Origin of the sequence: Neisseria sp. SLRRB23, from assembly GCF_050896295.1 — a bacterium.
Lineage (GTDB): Bacteria > Pseudomonadota > Gammaproteobacteria > Burkholderiales > Neisseriaceae > Neisseria.
The window spans coordinates 63,800-83,678 of the sequence record NZ_JBPBFH010000001.1; the positions used below are offsets into that span (position 1 = coordinate 63,800).

32 protein-coding genes are annotated in these 19,879 nt (G+C 45.5%); 23 read left to right on the top strand and 9 right to left on the bottom strand.

Features of this window, described 5'->3' with window-relative positions:
• Positions 1–91: 91 nt before the first annotated feature.
• From rplN to ACRPFF_RS00450, 23 genes are all read left to right on the top strand, one after another.
• Positions 92–460, top strand: coding sequence for a 50S ribosomal protein L14 (rplN, locus tag ACRPFF_RS00340; RefSeq protein ID WP_002215434.1), 369 nt, complete (start codon positions 92–94; stop codon positions 458–460).
• A gap of 11 nt (positions 461–471) precedes the next feature.
• Positions 472–795, top strand: a complete 324-nt coding sequence (gene rplX, locus ACRPFF_RS00345) for a 50S ribosomal protein L24 (protein WP_432673488.1) — start codon at positions 472–474, stop codon at positions 793–795.
• 9 nt (positions 796–804) lie between these two features.
• Entirely contained in the window at positions 805–1,344 is a 540-nt protein-coding gene (rplE, locus tag ACRPFF_RS00350; protein WP_002215436.1) for a 50S ribosomal protein L5, read from the top strand.
• Between the two features lie 2 nt (positions 1,345–1,346).
• Positions 1,347–1,652 (top strand): 30S ribosomal protein S14, encoded by a 306-nt coding sequence (gene rpsN, locus ACRPFF_RS00355; RefSeq protein WP_003675888.1) that lies wholly within the window; start codon positions 1,347–1,349, stop codon positions 1,650–1,652.
• 14 nt (positions 1,653–1,666) lie between these two features.
• Positions 1,667–2,059 carry a 30S ribosomal protein S8 gene (gene rpsH / locus ACRPFF_RS00360; protein WP_003675890.1) on the top strand — a complete coding sequence of 131 codons (393 nt, stop codon included), beginning with the start codon at positions 1,667–1,669 and terminating at the stop codon, positions 2,057–2,059.
• Between the two features lie 13 nt (positions 2,060–2,072).
• Positions 2,073–2,606, top strand: coding sequence for a 50S ribosomal protein L6 (rplF, locus tag ACRPFF_RS00365; protein ID WP_411712807.1), 534 nt, complete (start codon positions 2,073–2,075; stop codon positions 2,604–2,606).
• 13 nt (positions 2,607–2,619) lie between these two features.
• The gene (rplR, locus tag ACRPFF_RS00370; protein WP_204787824.1) at positions 2,620–2,973 is read left to right on the top strand and encodes a 50S ribosomal protein L18; all 354 of its coding nucleotides are present in this window, start codon (positions 2,620–2,622) and stop codon (positions 2,971–2,973) included.
• 17 nt (positions 2,974–2,990) lie between these two features.
• Positions 2,991–3,509 (top strand): 30S ribosomal protein S5, encoded by a 519-nt coding sequence (gene rpsE, locus ACRPFF_RS00375; RefSeq protein ID WP_003684704.1) that lies wholly within the window; start codon positions 2,991–2,993, stop codon positions 3,507–3,509.
• Complete coding sequence (gene rpmD / locus ACRPFF_RS00380; protein WP_003684808.1) at positions 3,502–3,687, top strand: 50S ribosomal protein L30; 186 nt, start codon at positions 3,502–3,504, stop codon at positions 3,685–3,687. Before rpsE ends, rpmD begins: the two co-directional genes overlap by 8 nt.
• Position 3,688: 1 nt before the next feature.
• The gene (rplO, locus tag ACRPFF_RS00385; RefSeq protein WP_308031722.1) at positions 3,689–4,123 is read left to right on the top strand and encodes a 50S ribosomal protein L15; all 435 of its coding nucleotides are present in this window, start codon (positions 3,689–3,691) and stop codon (positions 4,121–4,123) included.
• Positions 4,124–4,135: 12 nt separating this feature from the next.
• Complete coding sequence (gene secY / locus ACRPFF_RS00390; protein WP_432673489.1) at positions 4,136–5,446, top strand: preprotein translocase subunit SecY; 1,311 nt, start codon at positions 4,136–4,138, stop codon at positions 5,444–5,446.
• A gap of 4 nt (positions 5,447–5,450) precedes the next feature.
• Positions 5,451–5,669, top strand: coding sequence for a translation initiation factor IF-1 (gene infA / locus ACRPFF_RS00395; RefSeq protein ID WP_002215452.1), 219 nt, complete (start codon positions 5,451–5,453; stop codon positions 5,667–5,669).
• Between the two features lie 18 nt (positions 5,670–5,687).
• Complete coding sequence (gene rpmJ / locus ACRPFF_RS00400; protein ID WP_003697674.1) at positions 5,688–5,801, top strand: 50S ribosomal protein L36; 114 nt, start codon at positions 5,688–5,690, stop codon at positions 5,799–5,801.
• 65 nt (positions 5,802–5,866) lie between these two features.
• Positions 5,867–6,229, top strand: a complete 363-nt coding sequence (gene rpsM / locus ACRPFF_RS00405; RefSeq protein ID WP_411712808.1) for a 30S ribosomal protein S13 — start codon at positions 5,867–5,869, stop codon at positions 6,227–6,229.
• A 19-nt stretch (positions 6,230–6,248) separates the two neighbouring features.
• The gene (rpsK, locus tag ACRPFF_RS00410) at positions 6,249–6,644 is read left to right on the top strand and encodes a 30S ribosomal protein S11 (RefSeq protein ID WP_002216249.1); all 396 of its coding nucleotides are present in this window, start codon (positions 6,249–6,251) and stop codon (positions 6,642–6,644) included.
• A 19-nt stretch (positions 6,645–6,663) separates the two neighbouring features.
• The gene (gene rpsD / locus ACRPFF_RS00415) at positions 6,664–7,284 is read left to right on the top strand and encodes a 30S ribosomal protein S4 (protein ID WP_107859597.1); all 621 of its coding nucleotides are present in this window, start codon (positions 6,664–6,666) and stop codon (positions 7,282–7,284) included.
• Between the two features lie 25 nt (positions 7,285–7,309).
• Complete coding sequence (locus ACRPFF_RS00420) at positions 7,310–8,296, top strand: DNA-directed RNA polymerase subunit alpha (RefSeq protein ID WP_432673490.1); 987 nt, start codon at positions 7,310–7,312, stop codon at positions 8,294–8,296.
• Positions 8,297–8,319: 23 nt separating this feature from the next.
• Positions 8,320–8,688 (top strand): 50S ribosomal protein L17, encoded by a 369-nt coding sequence (gene rplQ / locus ACRPFF_RS00425; RefSeq protein WP_107819961.1) that lies wholly within the window; start codon positions 8,320–8,322, stop codon positions 8,686–8,688.
• Between the two features lie 160 nt (positions 8,689–8,848).
• Complete coding sequence (gene minC / locus ACRPFF_RS00430) at positions 8,849–9,550, top strand: septum site-determining protein MinC (RefSeq protein ID WP_374116692.1); 702 nt, start codon at positions 8,849–8,851, stop codon at positions 9,548–9,550.
• Positions 9,551–9,578: 28 nt separating this feature from the next.
• Positions 9,579–10,394 (top strand): septum site-determining protein MinD, encoded by an 816-nt coding sequence (gene minD, locus ACRPFF_RS00435; protein ID WP_039854081.1) that lies wholly within the window; start codon positions 9,579–9,581, stop codon positions 10,392–10,394.
• A gap of 3 nt (positions 10,395–10,397) precedes the next feature.
• Positions 10,398–10,661 (top strand): cell division topological specificity factor MinE, encoded by a 264-nt coding sequence (gene minE, locus ACRPFF_RS00440; RefSeq protein ID WP_003675921.1) that lies wholly within the window; start codon positions 10,398–10,400, stop codon positions 10,659–10,661.
• A 3-nt stretch (positions 10,662–10,664) separates the two neighbouring features.
• Entirely contained in the window at positions 10,665–11,585 is a 921-nt protein-coding gene (gene oxyR, locus ACRPFF_RS00445; protein ID WP_003675922.1) for a LysR family transcriptional regulator OxyR, read from the top strand.
• 221 nt (positions 11,586–11,806) lie between these two features.
• The gene (locus tag ACRPFF_RS00450; RefSeq protein WP_432673491.1) at positions 11,807–11,962 is read left to right on the top strand and encodes a hypothetical protein; all 156 of its coding nucleotides are present in this window, start codon (positions 11,807–11,809) and stop codon (positions 11,960–11,962) included.
• Between the two features lie 40 nt (positions 11,963–12,002).
• Here ACRPFF_RS00450 and ACRPFF_RS00455 read toward each other — a convergent pair whose 3' ends face one another.
• The 9 genes from ACRPFF_RS00455 to ACRPFF_RS00495 form a co-directional block, all read right to left on the bottom strand.
• Positions 12,003–12,137, bottom strand: a complete 135-nt coding sequence (locus ACRPFF_RS00455; RefSeq protein WP_411712809.1) for an ESPR domain-containing protein — start codon at positions 12,135–12,137, stop codon at positions 12,003–12,005.
• Complete coding sequence (locus tag ACRPFF_RS00460) at positions 12,119–12,583, bottom strand: hypothetical protein (protein ID WP_411712810.1); 465 nt, start codon at positions 12,581–12,583, stop codon at positions 12,119–12,121. Before ACRPFF_RS00460 ends, ACRPFF_RS00455 begins: the two co-directional genes overlap by 19 nt.
• A 98-nt stretch (positions 12,584–12,681) precedes the next feature.
• Positions 12,682–12,909: an enterochelin ABC transporter gene (locus ACRPFF_RS00465; protein ID WP_096108450.1), complete on the bottom strand. Its 228-nt coding sequence runs from the start codon at positions 12,907–12,909 to the stop codon at positions 12,682–12,684.
• A gap of 74 nt (positions 12,910–12,983) precedes the next feature.
• A complete protein-coding gene (locus ACRPFF_RS00470; RefSeq protein WP_432673510.1) occupies positions 12,984–15,821 on the bottom strand; it encodes a valine--tRNA ligase in 2,838 nt (945 codons plus the stop codon).
• Positions 15,822–15,921: 100 nt separating this feature from the next.
• Positions 15,922–16,698 carry an acyl-ACP--UDP-N-acetylglucosamine O-acyltransferase gene (gene lpxA, locus ACRPFF_RS00475; protein ID WP_118792943.1) on the bottom strand — a complete coding sequence of 259 codons (777 nt, stop codon included), beginning with the start codon at positions 16,696–16,698 and terminating at the stop codon, positions 15,922–15,924.
• A gap of 42 nt (positions 16,699–16,740) precedes the next feature.
• Positions 16,741–17,421, bottom strand: a complete 681-nt coding sequence (locus tag ACRPFF_RS00480; RefSeq protein WP_104916094.1) for an Abi family protein — start codon at positions 17,419–17,421, stop codon at positions 16,741–16,743.
• A gap of 360 nt (positions 17,422–17,781) precedes the next feature.
• Complete coding sequence (fabZ, locus tag ACRPFF_RS00485) at positions 17,782–18,231, bottom strand: 3-hydroxyacyl-ACP dehydratase FabZ (RefSeq protein ID WP_003675936.1); 450 nt, start codon at positions 18,229–18,231, stop codon at positions 17,782–17,784.
• Between the two features lie 33 nt (positions 18,232–18,264).
• Positions 18,265–19,308, bottom strand: coding sequence for a UDP-3-O-(3-hydroxymyristoyl)glucosamine N-acyltransferase (lpxD, locus tag ACRPFF_RS00490; protein ID WP_432673492.1), 1,044 nt, complete (start codon positions 19,306–19,308; stop codon positions 18,265–18,267).
• A 32-nt stretch (positions 19,309–19,340) separates the two neighbouring features.
• On the bottom strand, positions 19,341–19,841 hold the full coding sequence (locus tag ACRPFF_RS00495) for an OmpH family outer membrane protein (RefSeq protein WP_107863408.1): 501 nt from the start codon (positions 19,839–19,841) through the stop codon (positions 19,341–19,343).
• Positions 19,842–19,879 lie beyond the last annotated feature (38 nt).

The window sequence follows — 19,879 nt, forward strand, 5'->3', positions numbered from 1 at the left end:
AACCTTGATGGTTTCATTTAATGAGCATCTGTAATTGGGTGTAAGTTATATGAAAGTGGTAAATTAAGTTGGTTAATTTAAAGGTACTAATATGATTCAAATGCAGACCATCTTAGATGTGGCTGATAACTCTGGTGCGCGTCGCGTAATGTGTATCAAAGTATTAGGCGGATCTAAGCGTCGCTACGCTTCTGTTGGCGATATTATTAAAGTTGCAGTTAAAGATGCAGCCCCGCGTGGCCGCGTCAAAAAAGGTGATGTATACAATGCAGTAGTTGTTCGTACTGCTAAGGGTGTACGTCGTCCAGATGGCGCGTTAATTAAATTTGATAATAATGCTGCTGTATTATTGAATAATAAACTTGAACCCTTGGGTACTCGTATTTTTGGTCCGGTAACCCGTGAATTGCGTACTGAGCGATTTATGAAAATCGTTTCATTGGCGCCTGAAGTATTATAAGGAATAGCGCGATGAATAAAATCATTAAAGGCGATCAGGTTGTAGTAATTACCGGTAAAGATAAAGGTAAGCAAGGTCAGGTAGTTCGAGTATTGGGTAATAAAGTTGTTGTTGAAGGTGTGAATGTTGTGAAGCGCCATCAAAAACCTAATCCAATGCGTGGTATTGAGGGTGGCATTATTACTAAAGAAATGCCTTTGGATATTTCTAATGTTGCAATCCTGAATCCAGAAACTAATAAAGCAGACCGTGTTGGTATTAAGCTGATTGAAAATGAAGGCAAAGTTAAACGCGTTCGTTTCTTCAAATCAAATGGCTCTATCATTGGAGCATAAGGAGATAACATGGCTCGTTTGAGAGAGTTTTATAAAGAGACAGTTGTTCCTGAATTGGTTAAACAATTTGGTTACAAATCAGTAATGGAAGTTCCGCGTATTGAGAAAATCACCTTAAATATGGGTGTAGGTGAGGCCGTTGCTGATAAAAAAGTCATGGAGCATGCTGTTTCAGATTTAGAGAAAATTGCTGGCCAAAAACCGGTTGTTACGGTTGCTCGTAAATCTATCGCAGGTTTTAAAATCCGTGATAACTATCCGGTTGGTTGCAAAGTAACATTGCGTCGTGATCAAATGTTTGAATTCTTAGATCGTTTGATCACTATTGCATTGCCTCGTGTACGTGACTTCCGTGGTGTAAGCGGTAAATCATTTGATGGTCGTGGCAATTACAATATGGGCGTTCGTGAGCAAATTATTTTCCCGGAAATTGAATACGATAAAATTGATGCTTTGCGTGGTTTGAATATTACAATTACAACTACCGCAAAAACTGATGAAGAAGCGAAAGCTTTGTTGTCACTGTTCAAGTTTCCGTTTAAAGGATAATCATGGCTAAGAAAGCACTTATTAATCGTGAGCTGAAACGTCAGGCATTGGCAAAAAAATTTGCAGCTAAACGTGAGGCAATTTTTGCTGTTATTAATGATGCAGATGCGACTGAAGAAGAGCGTTTTGAGGCACGTTTGAAATTTCAATCCATTCCTCGTAATGCAGCACCTGTGCGTCAACGTCGTCGTTGTGCTTTAACAGGTCGTCCTCGTGGCACTTTCCGTAAATTTGGTTTGGGCCGTATTAAAATCCGTGAAATCGCTATGCGTGGCGAGATTCCTGGTGTTGTTAAAGCTAGCTGGTAATAGGAGTATAAATAATGAGTATGCATGATCCTATTTCCGATATGTTGACTCGTGTTCGCAATGCGCAACGTGCTAATAAAGCAACAGTTGCCATGCCTTCCTCAAAATTGAAATGCGCAATTGCAAAAGTTTTGAAAGATGAAGGTTATATCGAGGATTTTACGGTTTCTGCTGATGCAAAACCGGTATTGGAAATTCAATTGAAATACTATGCAGGTCGTCCTGTGATTGAGCAAATCAAACGTGTTTCACGTCCAGGTTTGCGTATTTACAAAGCATCAAGTGAGATCCCTAGTGTAATGAATGGGTTGGGTGTCGCTATTGTTAGTACTTCTAAAGGTGTAATGACTGATCGCAAAGCCCGTTCTGAGGGTGTGGGTGGTGAGTTGTTGTGCATCGTAGCCTAGTGGAGAAAAGTAAATGTCACGCGTCGCAAAAAACCCAGTGACTGTTCCTGCTGGTGTAGAAGTAAAATTCGGAACAGATGCATTGGTAATCAAAGGTAAAAATGGCGAATTGTCTTTTCCTTTGTATTCCGATGTTGCTATTGAATTGAACGATGGTAAATTGACTTTTGCTGCAAAAAATAACAGTAAACAGGCTAATGCTATGTCTGGTACTGCTCGTGCATTGGTTAATAACATGGTTAAGGGTGTTTCTGAAGGTTTTGAGAAGAAACTTCAATTGATTGGTGTGGGTTATCGTGCCCAAGCTCAAGGCAAAGTTTTGAACTTGTCTTTGGGCTTCTCTCATCCAATCGTATACGAAATGCCTGAAGGTGTTTCTGTTCAAACTCCTAGCCAAACAGAAATCGTTTTGACTGGTGCAGATAAACAAGTGGTTGGCCAAGTCGCTGCTGAAATCCGTGCATTCCGTTCTCCTGAGCCTTATAAAGGTAAAGGTGTTCGTTATGTGGGTGAAGTAGTAGTGATGAAAGAAGCCAAGAAAAAATAATTGAGGTTCACTAATGGATAAACATACAACCCGACTCCGTCGTGCACGCAAAACCCGTGCGCGTATTGCGGACTTGAAAATGGTAAGATTATGTGTGTTCCGAAGCAATAATCATATTTATGCTCAAGTAATTAGTGCTGAAGGTGATAAAGTATTGGCTCAAGCCTCTACATTGGAAGCTGAAGTACGTAGTAGCCTGAAATCAGGTAGCAACGTTGAAGCGGCAGCTGTAGTTGGTAAGCGTATTGCTGAAAAAGCTAAAGCAGTAGGTATTGAAAAAGTTGCTTTTGACCGTTCAGGTTTCCAATATCACGGTCGTGTGAAAGCTTTGGCTGAAGCTGCACGTGAAAATGGTTTAAGCTTCTAATATTTGGAGACTTTCAGATGGCAAAACATGAAATTGAAGAACGCGGTGACGGCCTGATTGAAAAGATGGTCGCAGTTAATCGTGTGACTAAAGTAGTTAAAGGTGGCCGTATCATGGCTTTCTCTGCACTGACTGTTGTTGGTGATGGTGATGGTCGCATCGGTATGGGCAAAGGTAAATCAAAAGAAGTACCAGTTGCTGTTCAAAAAGCAATGGACCAAGCTCGACGTTCTATGATTAAAGTACCTTTGAAAAACGGTACTATTCATCATGAGGTTATTGGTCGTCATGGTGCTACTAAGGTATTTATGCAACCTGCTAAAGAAGGTAGCGGTGTAAAAGCTGGTGGTCCAATGCGTTTAGTATTTGATGCTATGGGTATCCATAACATTTCAGCTAAAGTACATGGTTCTACTAATCCGTACAATATTGTACGCGCTACATTAGACGGTTTGTCTAAACTATATACCCCTGCTGATATTGCTGCTAAACGTGGCTTGACAGTAGAAGATATTTTGGGAGCTAACCATGACTGAGCAAAAAAAGATTAAAGTTACATTGGTTAAGAGCCTGATCGGTACAATTGAATCTCATCGTGCATGTGCTCGCGGTTTAGGTTTGCGCCGTCGTGAACATACTGTAGAGGTTTTGGATACCCCTGAAAACCGTGGTATGATTAATAAAATCAGCTACTTGTTGAAAGTGGAGTCTTAATATGTTTTTGAATACTATTCAACCTGCTGAGGGTGCTACTCACGCTAGTCGTCGTGTAGGCCGTGGTATTGGTAGCGGCTTGGGTAAGACAGGTGGTCGTGGTCATAAAGGTCAAAAAAGCCGTGCTGGTGGTTTCCACAAGGTAGGTTTTGAAGGCGGTCAAATGCCTTTGCAACGTCGTCTGCCGAAACGTGGTTTCAAATCTTTGACTGCTGCCGCTAATGCTGAAGTTCGTTTGAGTGAATTAAATCTGATTGCTGTGAACGAGATTGATGTCTTGGTTCTTAAACAAGCTGGTCTGATTCCTGCAACTGCTTCTAATGTAAAAGTTATTGCTTCTGGCGAAATTTCAAAAGCGGTTACCTTGAAAGGTGTAAAAGCTACCAAAGGTGCTAAGGCTGCAATTGAAGCTATTGGCGGCAAGATTGAGATATAAGGTTTAATTATTGTGGCTAAACAGCAATTGTCATCAGCTTTGTCCAATTTTGGAGATCTTAAGAAACGTCTTTTATTTCTATTTGGGGCGTTAATTGTTTTTCGAATTGGTGCTCATATACCCGTTCCTGGAGTTGATGCTGTTGCTTTAGCCAAGTTATACGAAAGCGCTGGGAACGGTATCCTAGGAATGTTAAATATGTTTTCCGGTGGATCGTTAGAGCGCTTTAGTATATTTGCAATAGGCATTATGCCGTATATTTCTGCATCCATTATTGTTCAGCTGGCTTCAGAAATTTTACCCTCATTAAAGGCACTAAAAAAAGAAGGTGAAGCTGGTAGAAAGTTAATTACGAAATATACTAGATATGGCACTGTATTATTAGCAATACTACAGAGTCTAGGTGTTGCGTCCTTTGTATTTCAGCAGGGAGTTGTTGTAACAAGCTCATTTGAGTTTCATGTTTCCACCGTAGTTTCTTTGGTAACAGGAACTATGTTCCTTATGTGGCTTGGCGAGCAGATTACTGAAAGGGGTATTGGGAACGGAATTTCTCTGATTATTACGGCTGGCATAGCTTCAGGCATTCCATCGGGTATTACGAGAATCATTACCTTGACAAATCAAGGTGCTATGAGTATGTTGATGGCATTATTTATTGTTTTTGGTGCCTTGTTATTAATTTATTTGGTTGTATATTTTGAAAGTTCACAGCGTAAGATTCCTATTCATTATGCGAAACGCCAGTTTAATAGCGGGTTGGGTGGTCAGAATACGCACATGCCTTTTAAGTTAAATATGGCTGGTGTTATTCCTCCTATTTTTGCTTCTAGTATTATTCTGTTTCCATCTACTCTTTTGGGTTGGCTTGGTTCAGCTGATCCAAATAATATTTTGCATACAATAGCAGGATTATTGCAGCACGGTCAAATTCTGTACATTGTTTTATTTGCGGTGACAGTAATTTTCTTCTGCTATTTTTATACGGCTTTGGTCTTCAGCCCTAAGGAGATGGCGGAGAATTTGAAGAAGAGTGGTGCTTTTGTTCCTGGGATTAGGCCTGGTGAACAAACTTCTAGATATTTAGAAAAAGTTGTATTGCGTTTAACATTGTTTGGGGCACTCTATATTACGATTATTTGTTTAATTCCGGAGCTCTTAACTACGTTTCTAAATGTGCCTTTTTATTTGGGAGGTACTTCTTTGCTGATTCTAGTTGTTGTGACGATGGATTTTAGTACGCAGATAAATTCATACAGGCTTACTCAGCAGTATGATAAGTTAATGACTCGTTCAGAAATGAAATCATTTTCTCGGAAATAGAATTATGGCGAAAGAAGATACTATTCAAATGCAGGGTGAAATCCTTGAAACTTTACCTAATGCTACTTTTAAAGTAAAACTAGAGAATGACCATATAGTATTAGGTCATATTTCCGGAAAGATGCGGATGCATTACATCCGTATTTCTCCGGGAGATAAGGTTACAGTGGAACTGACGCCTTACGATTTAACTAGAGCTCGAATTGTTTTTAGAGCAAGATAAACCAAAAAGGAAAATATGATGCGTGTACAACCATCCGTTAAGAAAATTTGTCGCAATTGTAAGATTATTCGCCGAAATCGTGTAGTTCGTGTAATTTGCACTGATCCCCGTCATAAACAGCGTCAAGGTTAATAGAATATTTCTTTTAATGTGATTCTGTGATATAGTGACACACTTTACCCTAAAAAGGAAAAAATATGGCTCGTATTGCAGGGGTAAATATCCCTAATAACGCTCATATCGTGATTGGTCTTCAGGCTATTTACGGTATTGGTGCGACTCGTGCTAAATTGATTTGTGAGGCAGCAAATATTGCTCCTATTACTAAAGCAAAAGATTTGGACGAGGCTCAACTAGACGCTTTGCGTGAACAAGTTGCTAAATATGAAGTTGAAGGTGATTTGCGTCGTGAAGTAACAATGAGCATCAAGCGACTGATTGATATGGGTTGCTATCGTGGCTTCCGTCATCGTCGTGGCTTGCCTTGTCGTGGTCAACGCACTCGCACAAATGCTCGTACCCGTAAAGGTCCGCGCAAAGCGATTGCCGGTAAGAAATAAATTTTAAGGAATTTGATTAATGGCTAAAGCAAACACAGCTTCGCGTGTGCGTAAAAAAGTACGTAAAACCGTAAGCGAAGGTATTGTTCACGTTCATGCATCTTTCAACAATACCATCATTACAATCACTGACCGTCAAGGCAATGCATTGTCTTGGGCTACCTCTGGCGGCGCTGGTTTTAAAGGTTCTCGTAAAAGTACACCATTTGCAGCGCAAGTTGCAGCAGAAGCAGCTGGTAAAGTTGCCCAAGAGTATGGCGTTAAAAATTTAGAGGTTCGCATTAAAGGCCCTGGTCCTGGTCGCGAATCGTCTGTACGTGCTTTAAACGCTCTTGGTTTCAAGATTACCAGCATTACTGACGTTACCCCGTTGCCTCATAACGGTTGCCGTCCGCCTAAAAAACGTCGTATTTAATATTGGAGTGATTTAAAACATGGCACGTTATATTGGCCCTAAATGTAAATTAGCACGTCGTGAAGGTACAGATTTGTTTTTGAAGAGTGCGCGTCGCTCTTTGGATTCCAAATGTAAAATTGATTCTGCTCCTGGTCAGCATGGTGGAAAAAAACCACGTTTGTCAGACTATGGTTTGCAGTTGCGTGAAAAGCAAAAAATTCGTCGCATTTATGGTGTATTAGAGCGTCAGTTCCGCCGTTATTTCGCGGAAGCAGAGCGTCGTAAAGGATCTACCGGCGAGTTGCTATTGCAGTTGTTAGAGTCTCGTTTGGATAATGTTGTTTATCGTATGGGTTTTGGCTCTACTCGTGCAGAAGCAAGACAACTTGTCTCCCACAAGGCTATAGCTGTTAATGGGCAAGTTGTAAATATTCCCTCTTTCCAAGTGAAGGCTGGTGATGTTGTCTCTATTCGCGAAAAAGCTAAAAAGCAAGTACGTATTCAAGAGGCATTAAGTCTGGCTACTCAAGTTGGTTTACCTGGCTGGGTTGCTGTGGATGCTAATAAACTTGAGGGTGTATTCAAGAATATGCCAGATCGCGCGGAATTGACCGGTGATATTAATGAACAGCTGGTGGTAGAGTTCTACTCTAAATAATGCTAGCTCAGTGAGGGACAGTTAAATGCAGAATAGCACAACCGAATTTTTGAAACCTCGTCAAATTGATGTAAATACTTTTTCTGCAACTCATGCAAGAGTATCTATGCAACCATTTGAGCGTGGTTTCGGTCATACCTTAGGTAATGCTTTGCGTCGTATCTTACTGTCATCCATGAATGGTTTTGCTCCTACAGAGGTGGCTATTACCGGTGTTTTGCATGAATATTCTACCCTTGACGGGGTTCAAGAAGATGTTGTTGATATCTTGTTGAATGTTAAGGGTATCGTATTTAAACTCCACGGGCGTAGCCAAGTTCAACTTACGTTGAAGAAGTCAGGTTCTGGTGTGGTATCTGCAGGTGATATTGAATTGCCGCATGATGTAGAAATCCTGAATCCTGACCATATCATTTGTCATTTGGCTGATAATGGTCAAATTGAAATGGTGATTAAAGTAGAGCAAGGTCGTGGTTATCAATCTGTTTCGGGTCGTCAGGTTGTTCGTGATGAGAATCGTCAGATTGGTTCAATCCAGTTGGATGCGAGCTTTTCGCCCATCAGCCGTGTTAGCTTTGAAGTTGAACCTGCACGTGTAGAGCAACGGACAGATCTTGATAAATTGGTTTTAGATATTGAGACTGATGGTTCAATTGATCCTGAGGAAGCTGTGCGCAGTGCGGCACGTATTTTAATTGACCAGATGTCTATTTTTGCTGATTTACAGGGTACACCTGTAGAGGAAGTTGAAGAAAAAGCTCCCCCTATTGACCCTGTTCTCTTGCGTCCTGTAGACGATTTGGAATTGACAGTACGTTCAGCTAATTGTCTGAAAGCTGAAGATATTTATTATATTGGCGATTTGATTCAACGCACTGAAACTGAGCTTCTTAAAACTCCGAATTTAGGGCGAAAATCTTTAAATGAAATTAANGAAGTATTGGCATCTAAAGGTTTGACACTGGGTTCTAAGTTGGAAGCTTGGCCACCCGTAGGCTTAGAAAAGCCTTAATGAAGAATTAAAGGATAATTGATATGCGTCATCGTAATGGCAATCGCAAATTAAACCGTACCAGCAGTCATCGTGCTGCAATGTTGCGTAATATGGCGAATTCATTGTTGACTCACGAGACTATTGTAACAACTTTGCCTAAAGCAAAGGAATTACGCCGTGTGGTTGAACCATTGATTACATTGGGTAAGAAACCATCTTTGGCTAATCATCGTTTGGCATTTGACCGAACTCGTGATCGTGATGTTGTAGTAAAATTGTTTGGTGATTTGGGTCCTCGTTTCTCTGCTCGTAATGGTGGTTATGTTCGAGTATTGAAATATGGGTTCCGTAAGGGCGATAATGCCCCCTTGGCTTTGGTTGAATTAGTTGATAAACCAGTGGCTGAGTAATTTTGAGCATATAACGCCATCTATTAGAAATAGATGGCGTTATTTTTACATAATATTTGAAGGTTAATGATTTATTGAGTATTGTGTTTTCAAATATTAATTGAATAGCTAAGGTTTGCGCGGTAAACTTACATCATTAAAAAATTCTATAGTTTTATCTATGATTAATGCCTTCGATATAAAATCGACAAAGATAGATGTATTATCTATTTGTTTACATACATCAGATTTGCTTGATTTGGAAAATGTTTTAGTCAAATTAGGGAAGAAATTCCAGGAATCTGGTGTCGTTCCTTTTGTGTTGGATCTTCAGGAGTTTGATTATCCTGAGTCTTTAGATCTTGCTGCATTGGTTTCGCTTTTTTCGAGACATGGTATGCAGATTTTAGGTCTTAAACATCCTGATGAGCGATGGGCTGCCGTGGCAGCGAAGTGTCATTTGCTTTTCTGTTCATCTCATCTAGAAAATATTAGAGAACAGGATCAGATTGAGATGCAAGAAACTGCCGATGAGCTGAAAACGAGGAAAACGGTATTGGTTACAACCTCTGTCCGTACTGGCCAACAGGTTTATGCTGAAGACGGAGATTTAATTGTAACCGGTACTGTCAGTCAAGGTGCAGAGTTGATTGCAGACGGTAATATACATATTTATGCCCCAATGAGGGGTCGGGCCTTAGCTGGTGCAAAAGGTGATACTTCCGCCCGTATATTTATTCATTCTATGCAGGCAGAATTAGTTTCTATAGCTGGTATTTACCGCAATTTTGAACAAGATTTGCCGGATTATTTGCATAAACAGCCGGTACAGATATTGTTGCAGGATAATCGTTTGGTTATCAGTGCAATTGATTCAGAGTAATTGTTTGATATTTAAAAAAGGAAATATTGTGGCAAAAATTATTGTAGTAACTTCTGGTAAGGGTGGTGTTGGTAAAACGACTACCAGTGCCAGTATTGCAACAGGTTTGGCATTGCGCGGATACAAAACTGCGGTGATTGATTTTGATGTTGGCTTACGTAATCTTGATTTAATTATGGGCTGTGAGCGGCGTGTCGTTTATGACCTCATTAATGTTATTCAAGGTGAGGCGACACTTAATCAGGCATTGATTAAAGATAAAAACTGTGAAAATTTGTTTATTCTGCCTGCTTCCCAAACTCGGGATAAAGATGCTTTGACACGTGAGGGTGTAGAGAAGGTCATGAAAGAGTTGGGTAGTAAGAAAATGGGTTTCGAATATATTATTTGTGATTCTCCTGCCGGTATTGAGCAAGGTGCATTGATGGCATTGTATTTTGCCGATGAAGCCATCGTAACGACCAATCCGGAGGTTTCCAGTGTTCGAGACTCTGACAGGATTTTAGGTATTCTACAAAGTAAATCACGTAAGGCAGAGCAAGGTGGTTCGGTTAAGGAGCATTTGTTGATTACTCGTTACTCTCCTGAACGTGTAGCTAAAGGTGAAATGCTTTCAGTACAGGATATTTGTGACATTTTGCGTATTCCCTTGATTGGTGTGATTCCGGAATCGCAAAACGTTTTGCAGGCCTCTAACTCAGGTGAGCCTGTTATTCATCAAGACAGCGTGGTTGCTTCTGAAGCTTATAAGGACGTAATTGCCCGTCTATTGGGTGAAAATCGTGAAATGCGTTTCTTAGAAGTTGAGAAAAAAGGCTTCTTCAAACGTCTGTTTGGAGGTTAACGTATGTCATTAATTGATCTTTTATTTGGTAGAAAGCAGAAAACGGCAACTGTCGCACGAGATCGTCTTCAAATTATCATTGCCCAAGAGCGTGCTCAAGAAGGTCAGGCTCCCGATTATTTGCCGACTTTGCGTAAAGAATTGATGGAAGTTTTGTCTAAGTATGTGAATGTTTCCTTGGATAATATCCGTATTTCTCAAGAGAAGCAGGATGGTGTGGATGTTCTGGAATTGAACATTACATTACCTGAACAGAAAAAGGTATAGTTCATGACCTTGACCGAATTACGGTACATCGTTGCAGTTGCTCAGGAACGTCATTTCGGTCGCGCTGCACGGCGTTGTTTTGTCAGCCAGCCCACTTTATCCATTGCTATTAAGAAGCTGGAAGAGGAGCTTGCTGTTTCCCTGTTTGACCGGAGTAGTAATGATATTATTACGACTGAGGCAGGGGAACGCATCGTTGCTCAGGCACGCAAAGTGCTTGAGGAGGCAGAGCTTATAAGGCATTTGGCAAATGAAGAGCAGAATGAGCTGGAGGGGGCATTCAAACTTGGATTAATTTTCACAGTTGCTCCTTACTTGTTACCAAAGTTGATTGTTTCTCTGCGTCGTACTGCACCTAAGATGCCTCTGATGTTGGAGGAGAACTATACGCATACGTTGACTGAATCCCTTAAGCGTGGGGACGTTGACGCAATTATCGTGGCAGAGCCGTTTCAGGAACCGGGTATCGTTACCGAACCGTTGTACGATGAACCGTTCTTCGTCATTGTCCCCAAGGGGCATCCGTTTGAAGAGCTTGATGCTGTGTCGTCTAAAATGTTGGGCGAAGAACAGGTATTGTTGCTTACGGAAGGGAATTGTATGCGGGATCAAGTGTTGTCAAGTTGCTCCGAGTTGGCTGCCAAACAACGCATACAGGGTTTGACCAATACATTACAGGGCAGTTCGATTAATACGATTCGCCATATGGTTGCAAGCGGTCTGGCAATCAGTGTATTGCCGGCAACTGCACTGACTGAAAACGACCATATGCTTTTCAGTATTATTCCTTTTGAGGGTACTGCACCGAGCCGTCGGGTCGTGTTGGCATACCGTCGTAACTTTGTTCGTCCGAAAGCATTGTCTGCAATGAAAACGGCGATTATGCAATCGAGGTTGAGCGGTGTAACGTTCCTTAGAGGGTAATTCAAAAACAATGCCGTCTGAAGATTTCAGACGGCATTGTTTTATTCTTTTAGACTGAGACCTTTGCAAAACTTCCCAAAATCCCCTAAATTCCCACCAAGACATTTAGGGGATTTTGGGAAGTTTTGCAAAGGTCTCGGGCTGTATATTGTAAGGTTTCTTGATGTTGCAATTGTGCAAATGTTTTATCTGAAAAAAGCCCTTCGGAAATCCGAAGGGCTTTGTGTAAGGCTAAACAGGTAGCCTATACCTACGCCTACATCTGCACGGCTGTTGAGGTTGGCTTGCGCTTTCCAAATCAGTTTGCCGTTATACCTGCCGCCAAATTATCCGATATGGCAATCAGGCTGTCCGCAGCCGTATGTGTGGCGGCTTGAGCCGTACCTCATGCCATGAGCAGGGCGGCAGAGATGGCCGTCAATTTGATAGATTTGCTTTTTTCCTTGTACCGGCAAGCTCGCTGACCGCCGTCCATGTCTGGGTCGAATGATTCCAGATGACTTTGAATGTCTTATCTGATCTACAAGTGTTTTTCACTTCACTTTCGTACATACCTCACGGGAAGTTCCGTCTTCGGACACTAATTTGCCTGTTTTATCCAGTTGATACACTTCATCTTTTCCGGGTTTGTCCATCTGTGCGACCAATCCGGTGTACATCATGCTTTCCAAGAGTCGTCCATTCTCCGACTTTTCCAACCACGCCAGCGTTGCAGGGCTGTGCTGTCGTGAAACTTCGCTATATTTGATTTGGCTTTCCGTCAAGGCATTGTTTTCAAAACGCCATTTACCTGTTCCGACAATACGGTATGCCAAGATATTGCCGTCATCGTCCACTTTGAGCTTAGCATCGCCACGGAAACTGCCGTCCTGAAGATATTTGACTTTTGCATCACTGTGAATGTTTTCATCAGAACCAACGCAATGCCATGTACCGACAATCGGAGAAGCCAGAGCAGTTGTTGCGGATAAAAGCACCGGCAGAATAAAGAGTTTCATCTATTTCCTTTCTTAAAAGAGGCCGTCTGAAAAGTTGTAACGGCATTGAAGCTGCATTTCCAGACGGCCTTTGCGGGTATTTTACTGCAGGCGGACGTTCAAGAAATATAAATCACGAGGCCGGCAATCAGCACCAGTTGGACACCCAGCTTCATCAGTGCGGTACGGCTGACGAAGTAGATAAACCAAGTGCCGGTCAGAATCAACAATAGAATAATCAGCCACGGTCGCCATTTGTTGAGGTGGACGGCTTCGGTAAAGCAGGTATGAATATGAAGTACGACGATGGCGACGACGAGCAATATAGGCACGATGAAGTCCATCATTTGATTTCCTTTTGATGAGGCCGTCTGAAAACTCTGGTTTCAGGTTTTCAGACGGCCTTGTCTATTCAATCAAATCAGTCTTTCAACTTCGCCAACTGAGTTTGCACTTTTGCCATTTTGTCTTCCAATTCCACCAAATCGGCTTTGTCTTTTTCCACCAGATGCGCCGGGGCTTTTTCGGTGTAGCCGGGTTTGGAGAGTTTGGTGTTGAGTTTGTCCAAGGCTTTTTGCAGCTTCTCGGCTTCTTTGCTCAAGCGGGCGGTTTCGGCGGCTTTGTCGATTTCGACTTTCAGCATCAGGCGCGCGCCGTTGCAGACGGCGACGGGCGCGTCTTCGCTTTCGGGCAGGGCGGCGACTTGCCGTGCTTCGGTCAGGCGGGTCATCATCGGCAGGTATTTGAGGTAGTCCGCCAAGTCGTCCGCGCTTTCGACAAACAGCGGGGCTTTTACGTTGGGCTGGATNCCCGTTTCGCCGCGCAGGTTGCGGACGGTGCCGATCAAATCCTGCAACACGGTCATTTGCTCGAATGCCGTCTGAACAATATCGCCGCCGTCGGCTTCGGGGAAGCGGGCGAGCATGATGCTGTCGGCGGTTTTCGCGTCGCACATAGGAGCGACGGTTTGCCACAGTTCTTCGGTGATGAAGGGGATAATCGGATGCAGCAGGCGCAGGGCGGCTTCGAGTACGCGCAANAAGGTATGGCGTGTGGCGCGTTGGCGGCTGGCGCAGCCGGTTTGAAGCTGCACTTTGGCAAGTTCCAGATACCAGTCGCAATAGTCGTTCCACACGAAGNTGTACAGGGTTTCCGCCGCCAAATCAAAGCGGTAGGTTTCGTAGGCTTGCGTAACCTGCTCGATGGTCTGATTCAGACGGCCTACAATCCACATATCGGGGAAGGAATAGCCGCGTGGTTCGGTGGCGGTTGCGCCGTAGCCGCAGTCTTGGTTTTCGGTGTTCATCAGCACAAAATTGGTGGCGTTCCAGATTTTGTTGCAGAAGTTGCGGTAGCCTTCGGCGCGTTTGAAGTCGAAGTTGACGCTGCGGCCGAGGCTGGCGTAGCTCGCCATAGTGAAGCGCAATGCGTCCGCGCCCATACCGGGGATGCCTTCGGGAAAGAGTTTTTTGGTGGCTTCTTCCACTTTCGGCGCAGTTTCGGGTTTGCGCAGACCGGTTGTGCGTTTTACCAGCAGTTTTTCCAAGTCGATACCGTCGATCAAATCCACAGGGTCGATGACGTTGCCTTCGGATTTGGACATTTTTTTGCCTTCGTGGTCGCGCACGATGCCGTGGATGTACACGTCTTTAAATGGTACTTTGCCGGTGAAGTGGGTGGTCATCATAATCATGCGCGCCACCCAGAAGAAGATGATTTCGTAGCCGGTGACCAAGACATTGGACGGTAGGAAGGCTTTGAGTTCGTCGGTTTCAGACGGCCAGCCGAGCGTGGAGAACGGCACGAGCGCGGAGGAGAACCATGTGTCCAATACGTCTTCTTCGCGGGTCAAACCTGTTTTGCCGGCTTGTTTTTCGGCTTCTTCCTGATTGCGGGCAACGTACACATTGCCTGCTTCGTCGTACCACGCGGGGATTTGATGGCCCCACCACAGTTGGCGTGAGATACACCAGTCTTGGATATTGTTCATCCATTGGTTGTAAGTATTGACCCAGTTTTCAGGGATAAAACGTACCGCGCCGCTGTCGACGGCTTTTTTGGCTTTATCGGCAAGACTTAAGCCTTTGAATTCGCTGTCAGGCTCGCCGCCGTTTGGCGTAGCGGACATGGCGACAAACCATTGGCTGGTCAGCATCGGCTCAATCACCGAACCGGTACGGTCGCCTTTCGGCGTCATCAGTGTGTGCGGTTTGATTTCGACCAAGAAACCTTGTTCCTGCAAATCGGCAACCATTTGTTTGCGCGCGGCAAAGCGATCCAAGCCAGCGTATTTTTCAGGCAGGGCAAAGCCTGGTTGCGCTTCGCCTTTGAAGTTGAACACTTCGGCGTTAGCCAGCACTTTGGCTTCCAAATCGAACACATTAATCAGGCGCGTGTCGTGGCGTTTGCCGACTTCGTAGTCGTTAAAGTCGTGCGCAGGCGTGATTTTCACGCAGCCGGTACCAAAGTCTTTTTCAACGTATTCGTCGGCAATCACGGGGATGGTACGGCCGGTCAGCGGCAGGATTAATTCTTTGCCGATTAAGTGGGTGTAACGTTCGTCTTCGGGATTGACGGCAACGGCCACGTCGCCCAGCAACGTTTCGGGACGGGTGGTCGCCACGATAACGGCTTCGGCAGGATTGTTGGCCAGCGGATAGCGGATGTACCACATAGAGCCTTGTTCTTCCACGCTTTCCACTTCCAAATCAGACACTGCCGTGCCAAGCACGGGATCCCAGTTCACCAAGCGTTTGCCGCGGTAAATCAAGCCCTGCTCATACAGGCGCACGAACACTTCGGTCACGGTTTCGGCGCGCACGTCGTCCATCGTGAAATACTCGCGCGTCCAGTCGGCAGAGCAGCCCACACGGCGCATTTGTTGGGTAATCGTACCGCCGGAAACTTCTTTCCACTCCCACACTTTCTCCAAAAATTTTTCGCGCCCCAAGTCATGACGGGACACGTTTTGCGCGGCAAGCTGACGCTCGACCACGATTTGCGTGGCGATGCCCGCGTGGTCTGTGCCGGGAATCCAGGCGGTGTTGCAGCCTTTCATGCGGTAGTAGCGGGTCAGGCCGTCCATAATGGTTTGGTTGAAGGCATGACCCATGTGCAGCGTGCCGGTTACGTTGGGCGGCGGCAGTTGGATGGAAAAAGACGGTTTGGTCAAATCCATATCGGGCCGGAAATAGCCTTGGCTTTCCCAGTTTTGATAGTGTTTGGATTCGATTTCGGCGGGGGAGTATTTGTCTAACATATGAAGCCCTGAGAAATAAGATGATTTGATGGTTTGAATTATAGCGCAAATGCCGTCTGAAACGCTTTNGGAGGTTTCAGACGGCATCAAAAGGGTATGGTCAGCGGATGATGCCGCGCGTCGATTGTGCGAAAAAGTCTCGGAATACGGCAAGCTCGGCTTGGGTTTCGGCGCGGCGGAGAATGTCTGCCTTGGCTTCTTCAAACGGAATGCCGCGATGATAGAGGGTTTTGTACACGTCTTTGACGGCGGAAATCTGCTCTGCGGTAAAACCGTTGCGGCGCATACCTTCGCTGTTGAGGCCGGCCGGTTCGGCGCGGTAGCCCGATGCCATAAAATAGGGCGGCACGTCTTTGTGTACGCCTGCGGCGAAGGCGGTCATAGCGTAGTCGCCGATGCGGCAGAATTGGAAAACCAGCGTGTAGCCGCCCAAAACGACGTAGTCGCCGATGGTAACGTGTCCGGCAAGCGAGGCGTTGTTGGCGAAAATGGTGTGGTTGCCGACCACGCAGTCGTGCGCGAGGTGGCAGTACGCCATAATCCAGTTGTCGTCGCCGATACGGGTTTCGCCGATGCCGGTTACCGTGCCTAAATTAAAGGTGGTGAATTCGCGGATGGTGTTGCCGTTGCCGATAATCAGCTTGGTCGGCTCGTCGCGGTATTTTTTGTCCTGCGGAATTTCGCCGAGGCTGGCAAATTGGAAAATGCGGTTGTTTTCGCCGATGCTGGTGTGGCCGTTGATGACGGCGTGCGGGCCGATTTCGGTATTCGCACCGATTTGGACGTTGGGGCCGATAACGGTGTACGCGCCGACTTTGACGCTGGAGTCGAGTTCGGCTTTGGGGTCGATGACGGCGGTCGGGTGGATAAGGGTCATGTTTTTAATACTCCGCTGCTTGTTAAGACAAATAATAGAAAATTACAGTTTGTCGATTTCATCGCAGACCGCAATCACTTGATCGCTAAAATGGCTAAATACTGAAGTAGTATCTACATCCATGTAATTAAGCAGTTCAAAAATAGATTGGTGAATATTTCTAGCGTAGTTGGTATCTTTTATTGCACCTTTAAAACAAATCGGTTCGTGATGTGCCAAACGATTACGGAAATTGTTAATATTGGAAAGTTCTCGAAAAATCCATTTTTGGTTATATTGCACACTTGGTGTAGATTTGGGCTTTTTTGGAAAAACTTTCATCAATACTTTCCCTGTAGCATCAAATTGAGCATCTTTCCCTCCCGCAAACAGATACCGCCAAAAACCGAATCCTAGTCCTGCAACCAATTGGTTGTGGTCAAACTTTCCTCCGCTATTATTTTGTATTTTAGATAATGCAACCTTGATTAATTCAGCAGATTCTTTCGTACCATTTCTTAAAAAGCAACCTTGATATTTCAATGCAGGATTCGTTTGTGGCTGTATGCTATCATATAACCAGTTTCTGTCTTTAAACTCCTGTTGAAGGCAAATGTCAATTTTGTTTCTTAAAACAATCTCAAATATTGAAACAACATGAAAAAGTTCTCTTGATAAAGATAGATTCAATAAATACAATTCAGCCGCTTTGTCTTCCCCAACGGCATTTTTATATCGTTCCATTCTGAAATCAGAAAAAATACTACAGCATTCCTTATAATTCACGCTAATACCTGATTCCTTATTGTATAGTGGATTAACAAAAATCAGGACAAGGCGACGAAGCCGCAGACAGTACAAATAGTACGGAACCGATTCACTTGGTGCTTCAGCACCTTAGAGAATCGTTCTCTTTGAGCTAAGGCGAGGCAACGCCGTACTGGTTTAAATTTAATCCACTATAAAATTGACGTTTCAAACTATATTTGATACAGTTAGATAAAACTAATCCCCACCGTGTCCCTGGGTTTGAATAAACCTAAACCGGTGGGTTTTCTTTTTATTAGGTCGTCTGAAACTTTCAGACGACCTTTTTCCGAACGCTCAAACCACGCGTTTGGCGCACATAATCACGGCTTCGACGGCAACTTGCCCGTCCACTTTGGCAACGGCGTTGAATTTGCCGATGCCGCGTCGGCTGGTCAGCAGCTCGACTTCAAAGACGAGTTGGTCGCCGGGGATGACTTGGCGTTTGAAACGGGCTTCGTCTATGCCGGCGAAGAAGAAGAATTCGTTTTCTTTGCGCCCGCCTTCGCTCAAAATCGCCAACGTGCCGCACGCTTGCGCCATGGCTTCGATAATCAGCACGCCGGGCATCACGGGCAGGTCGGGGAAGTGGCCTTGGAACTGCGGTTCGTTCATGGTGACGTTTTTAATCGCGGTCAGGGTTTTCATCGGCTCGAAGGCGGTAATGCGGTCGAGTTGGAGAAACGGGTAGCGGTGGGGGATGAGTTTTTGGATGTCTTTGGCTTCGATGGGGAGTTGAACGTCCATGTTTTTGTGTTCCTTGGAAAAATCGGTTTGGATTTATTGCGTGTCTTTGCCGTCTGAAAGCTGCTGTTCCAGCGTTTTGAGACGTTTGTTCATTTCGCTTAAGCGGTGGATGTAAACGGCGTTGCGCGCCCATTCTTTATGCTCGGACATCGGGAAGATGCCGGCAAGGTGTTTGCCGCTTTCGGTAATGCTGTGGGTGACGGACGTGCCGCCGCCGATGGTGGTTTTGTCGGCGATTTCGATGTGTCCGACCGTGCCAACGCCGCCGCCGATGATGCAGTAGCTGCCTATGGTTACGCTGCCTGAGATGCCGGTTTTGGCGGCGATGACGGTGTGCGAACCGATTTTGCAGTTGTGTCCGATTTGGACTTGGTTGTCGATTTTGGTGCCGTTGCCGACGGTGGTGTCGCTCATCGCACCGCGGTCGATGTTGGTGTTCGAGCCGATTTCTACGTCGTCGCCCAGCGTTACCGCGCCGGTTTGCGGGATTTTGAACCACGAATCGCCGGCGAAGGCGAGTCCGAAACCGTCCGCGCCGATGACCGCGCCGCTGTGGATCTCGACGCGATTGCCGAGTGTGCAGCCGTAATAAACGACGGCGTTGGGATGTAAAACAACTTCATCACCTAAACGGCAATCGTGTTGGACGACGGCGTTTGCCAAGATGCGGCAGCCTTCGCCGAGCACGGTGTTTGCGCCGATGTAGGCGTTCGCGCCGATTTCGCAGCTTGCGGGAACGGTGGCACTCGGTTTGACGACGGCGGTCGGATGGATGCCGCCGCGCGCTTTGACGACGGGTGAAAACAGGCGCGCGACTTTGGCGAAATAGAGATAGGGGTCGTCGGCGACAATCAGGTTGCGCCCTTCAAATCCGTCTGCCGCTTTGGCGGAAACGATGAACGCGCCCGCGCTGCTGTCGTGGACTTCGGCTTTGTATTTCGGATTGGCGAGGAAGCTGATGTGTTCCGCCTGCGCGTCTGCGAGCGGGCGCACGGCGGTAACGGAAATGTCCTCGCCGCGCCATTCGCCGCCGAGCTGCGCGGTGATTTGGGACAGGGTGTAGGTGGCCGGAATCATGGTTTTCCTGTTCGGTATGCCGTCTGAAAGGGTCAGCGGGCGTTCATTTCTTTAATGACGCTGTCGGTAACGTCGTATTGGGTGTTGACGTAAATCACGTCCTGCAAAATGACATCGTAACCTTCCTGTTTGGCGATTTTGACGATAACGCGGTTGGCGTTTTGCTGGAGGGAGGCAAACTCTTCGTTGCGGCGGAGGTTGTAGTCTTCTTCAAACTGCGCCTGTTTTTTGCGGAACGCTGCGACCAGCCCGCGCCATTTTTCTTCGGCTTGCGCCTTTTTTGCGTCTTTGAGTTTGCCTTCGGCAAGCTGCCTTTCCAAATCCAAACCTTCGCGTTGCAGTTTTTGCAATTCGTCCTGACGGGCGGAAAATTCGCCGTCCAGCGTTTTTTGAATCTCGCGCGCCTGCTTGGATTCGAGGTAGATGCGTTCGGTGTTGATAAAGCCGATTTTTTGGAAGGTGTCGGCGTGCGCGCCTGCGGTGCAGCACAAACCGATCAGGGTGGCGGCAAACGCGCGGGTCAAACGGGTCATGGTAAAACTCCTTCGGATGTTGCCGCGAAATGCCGTCT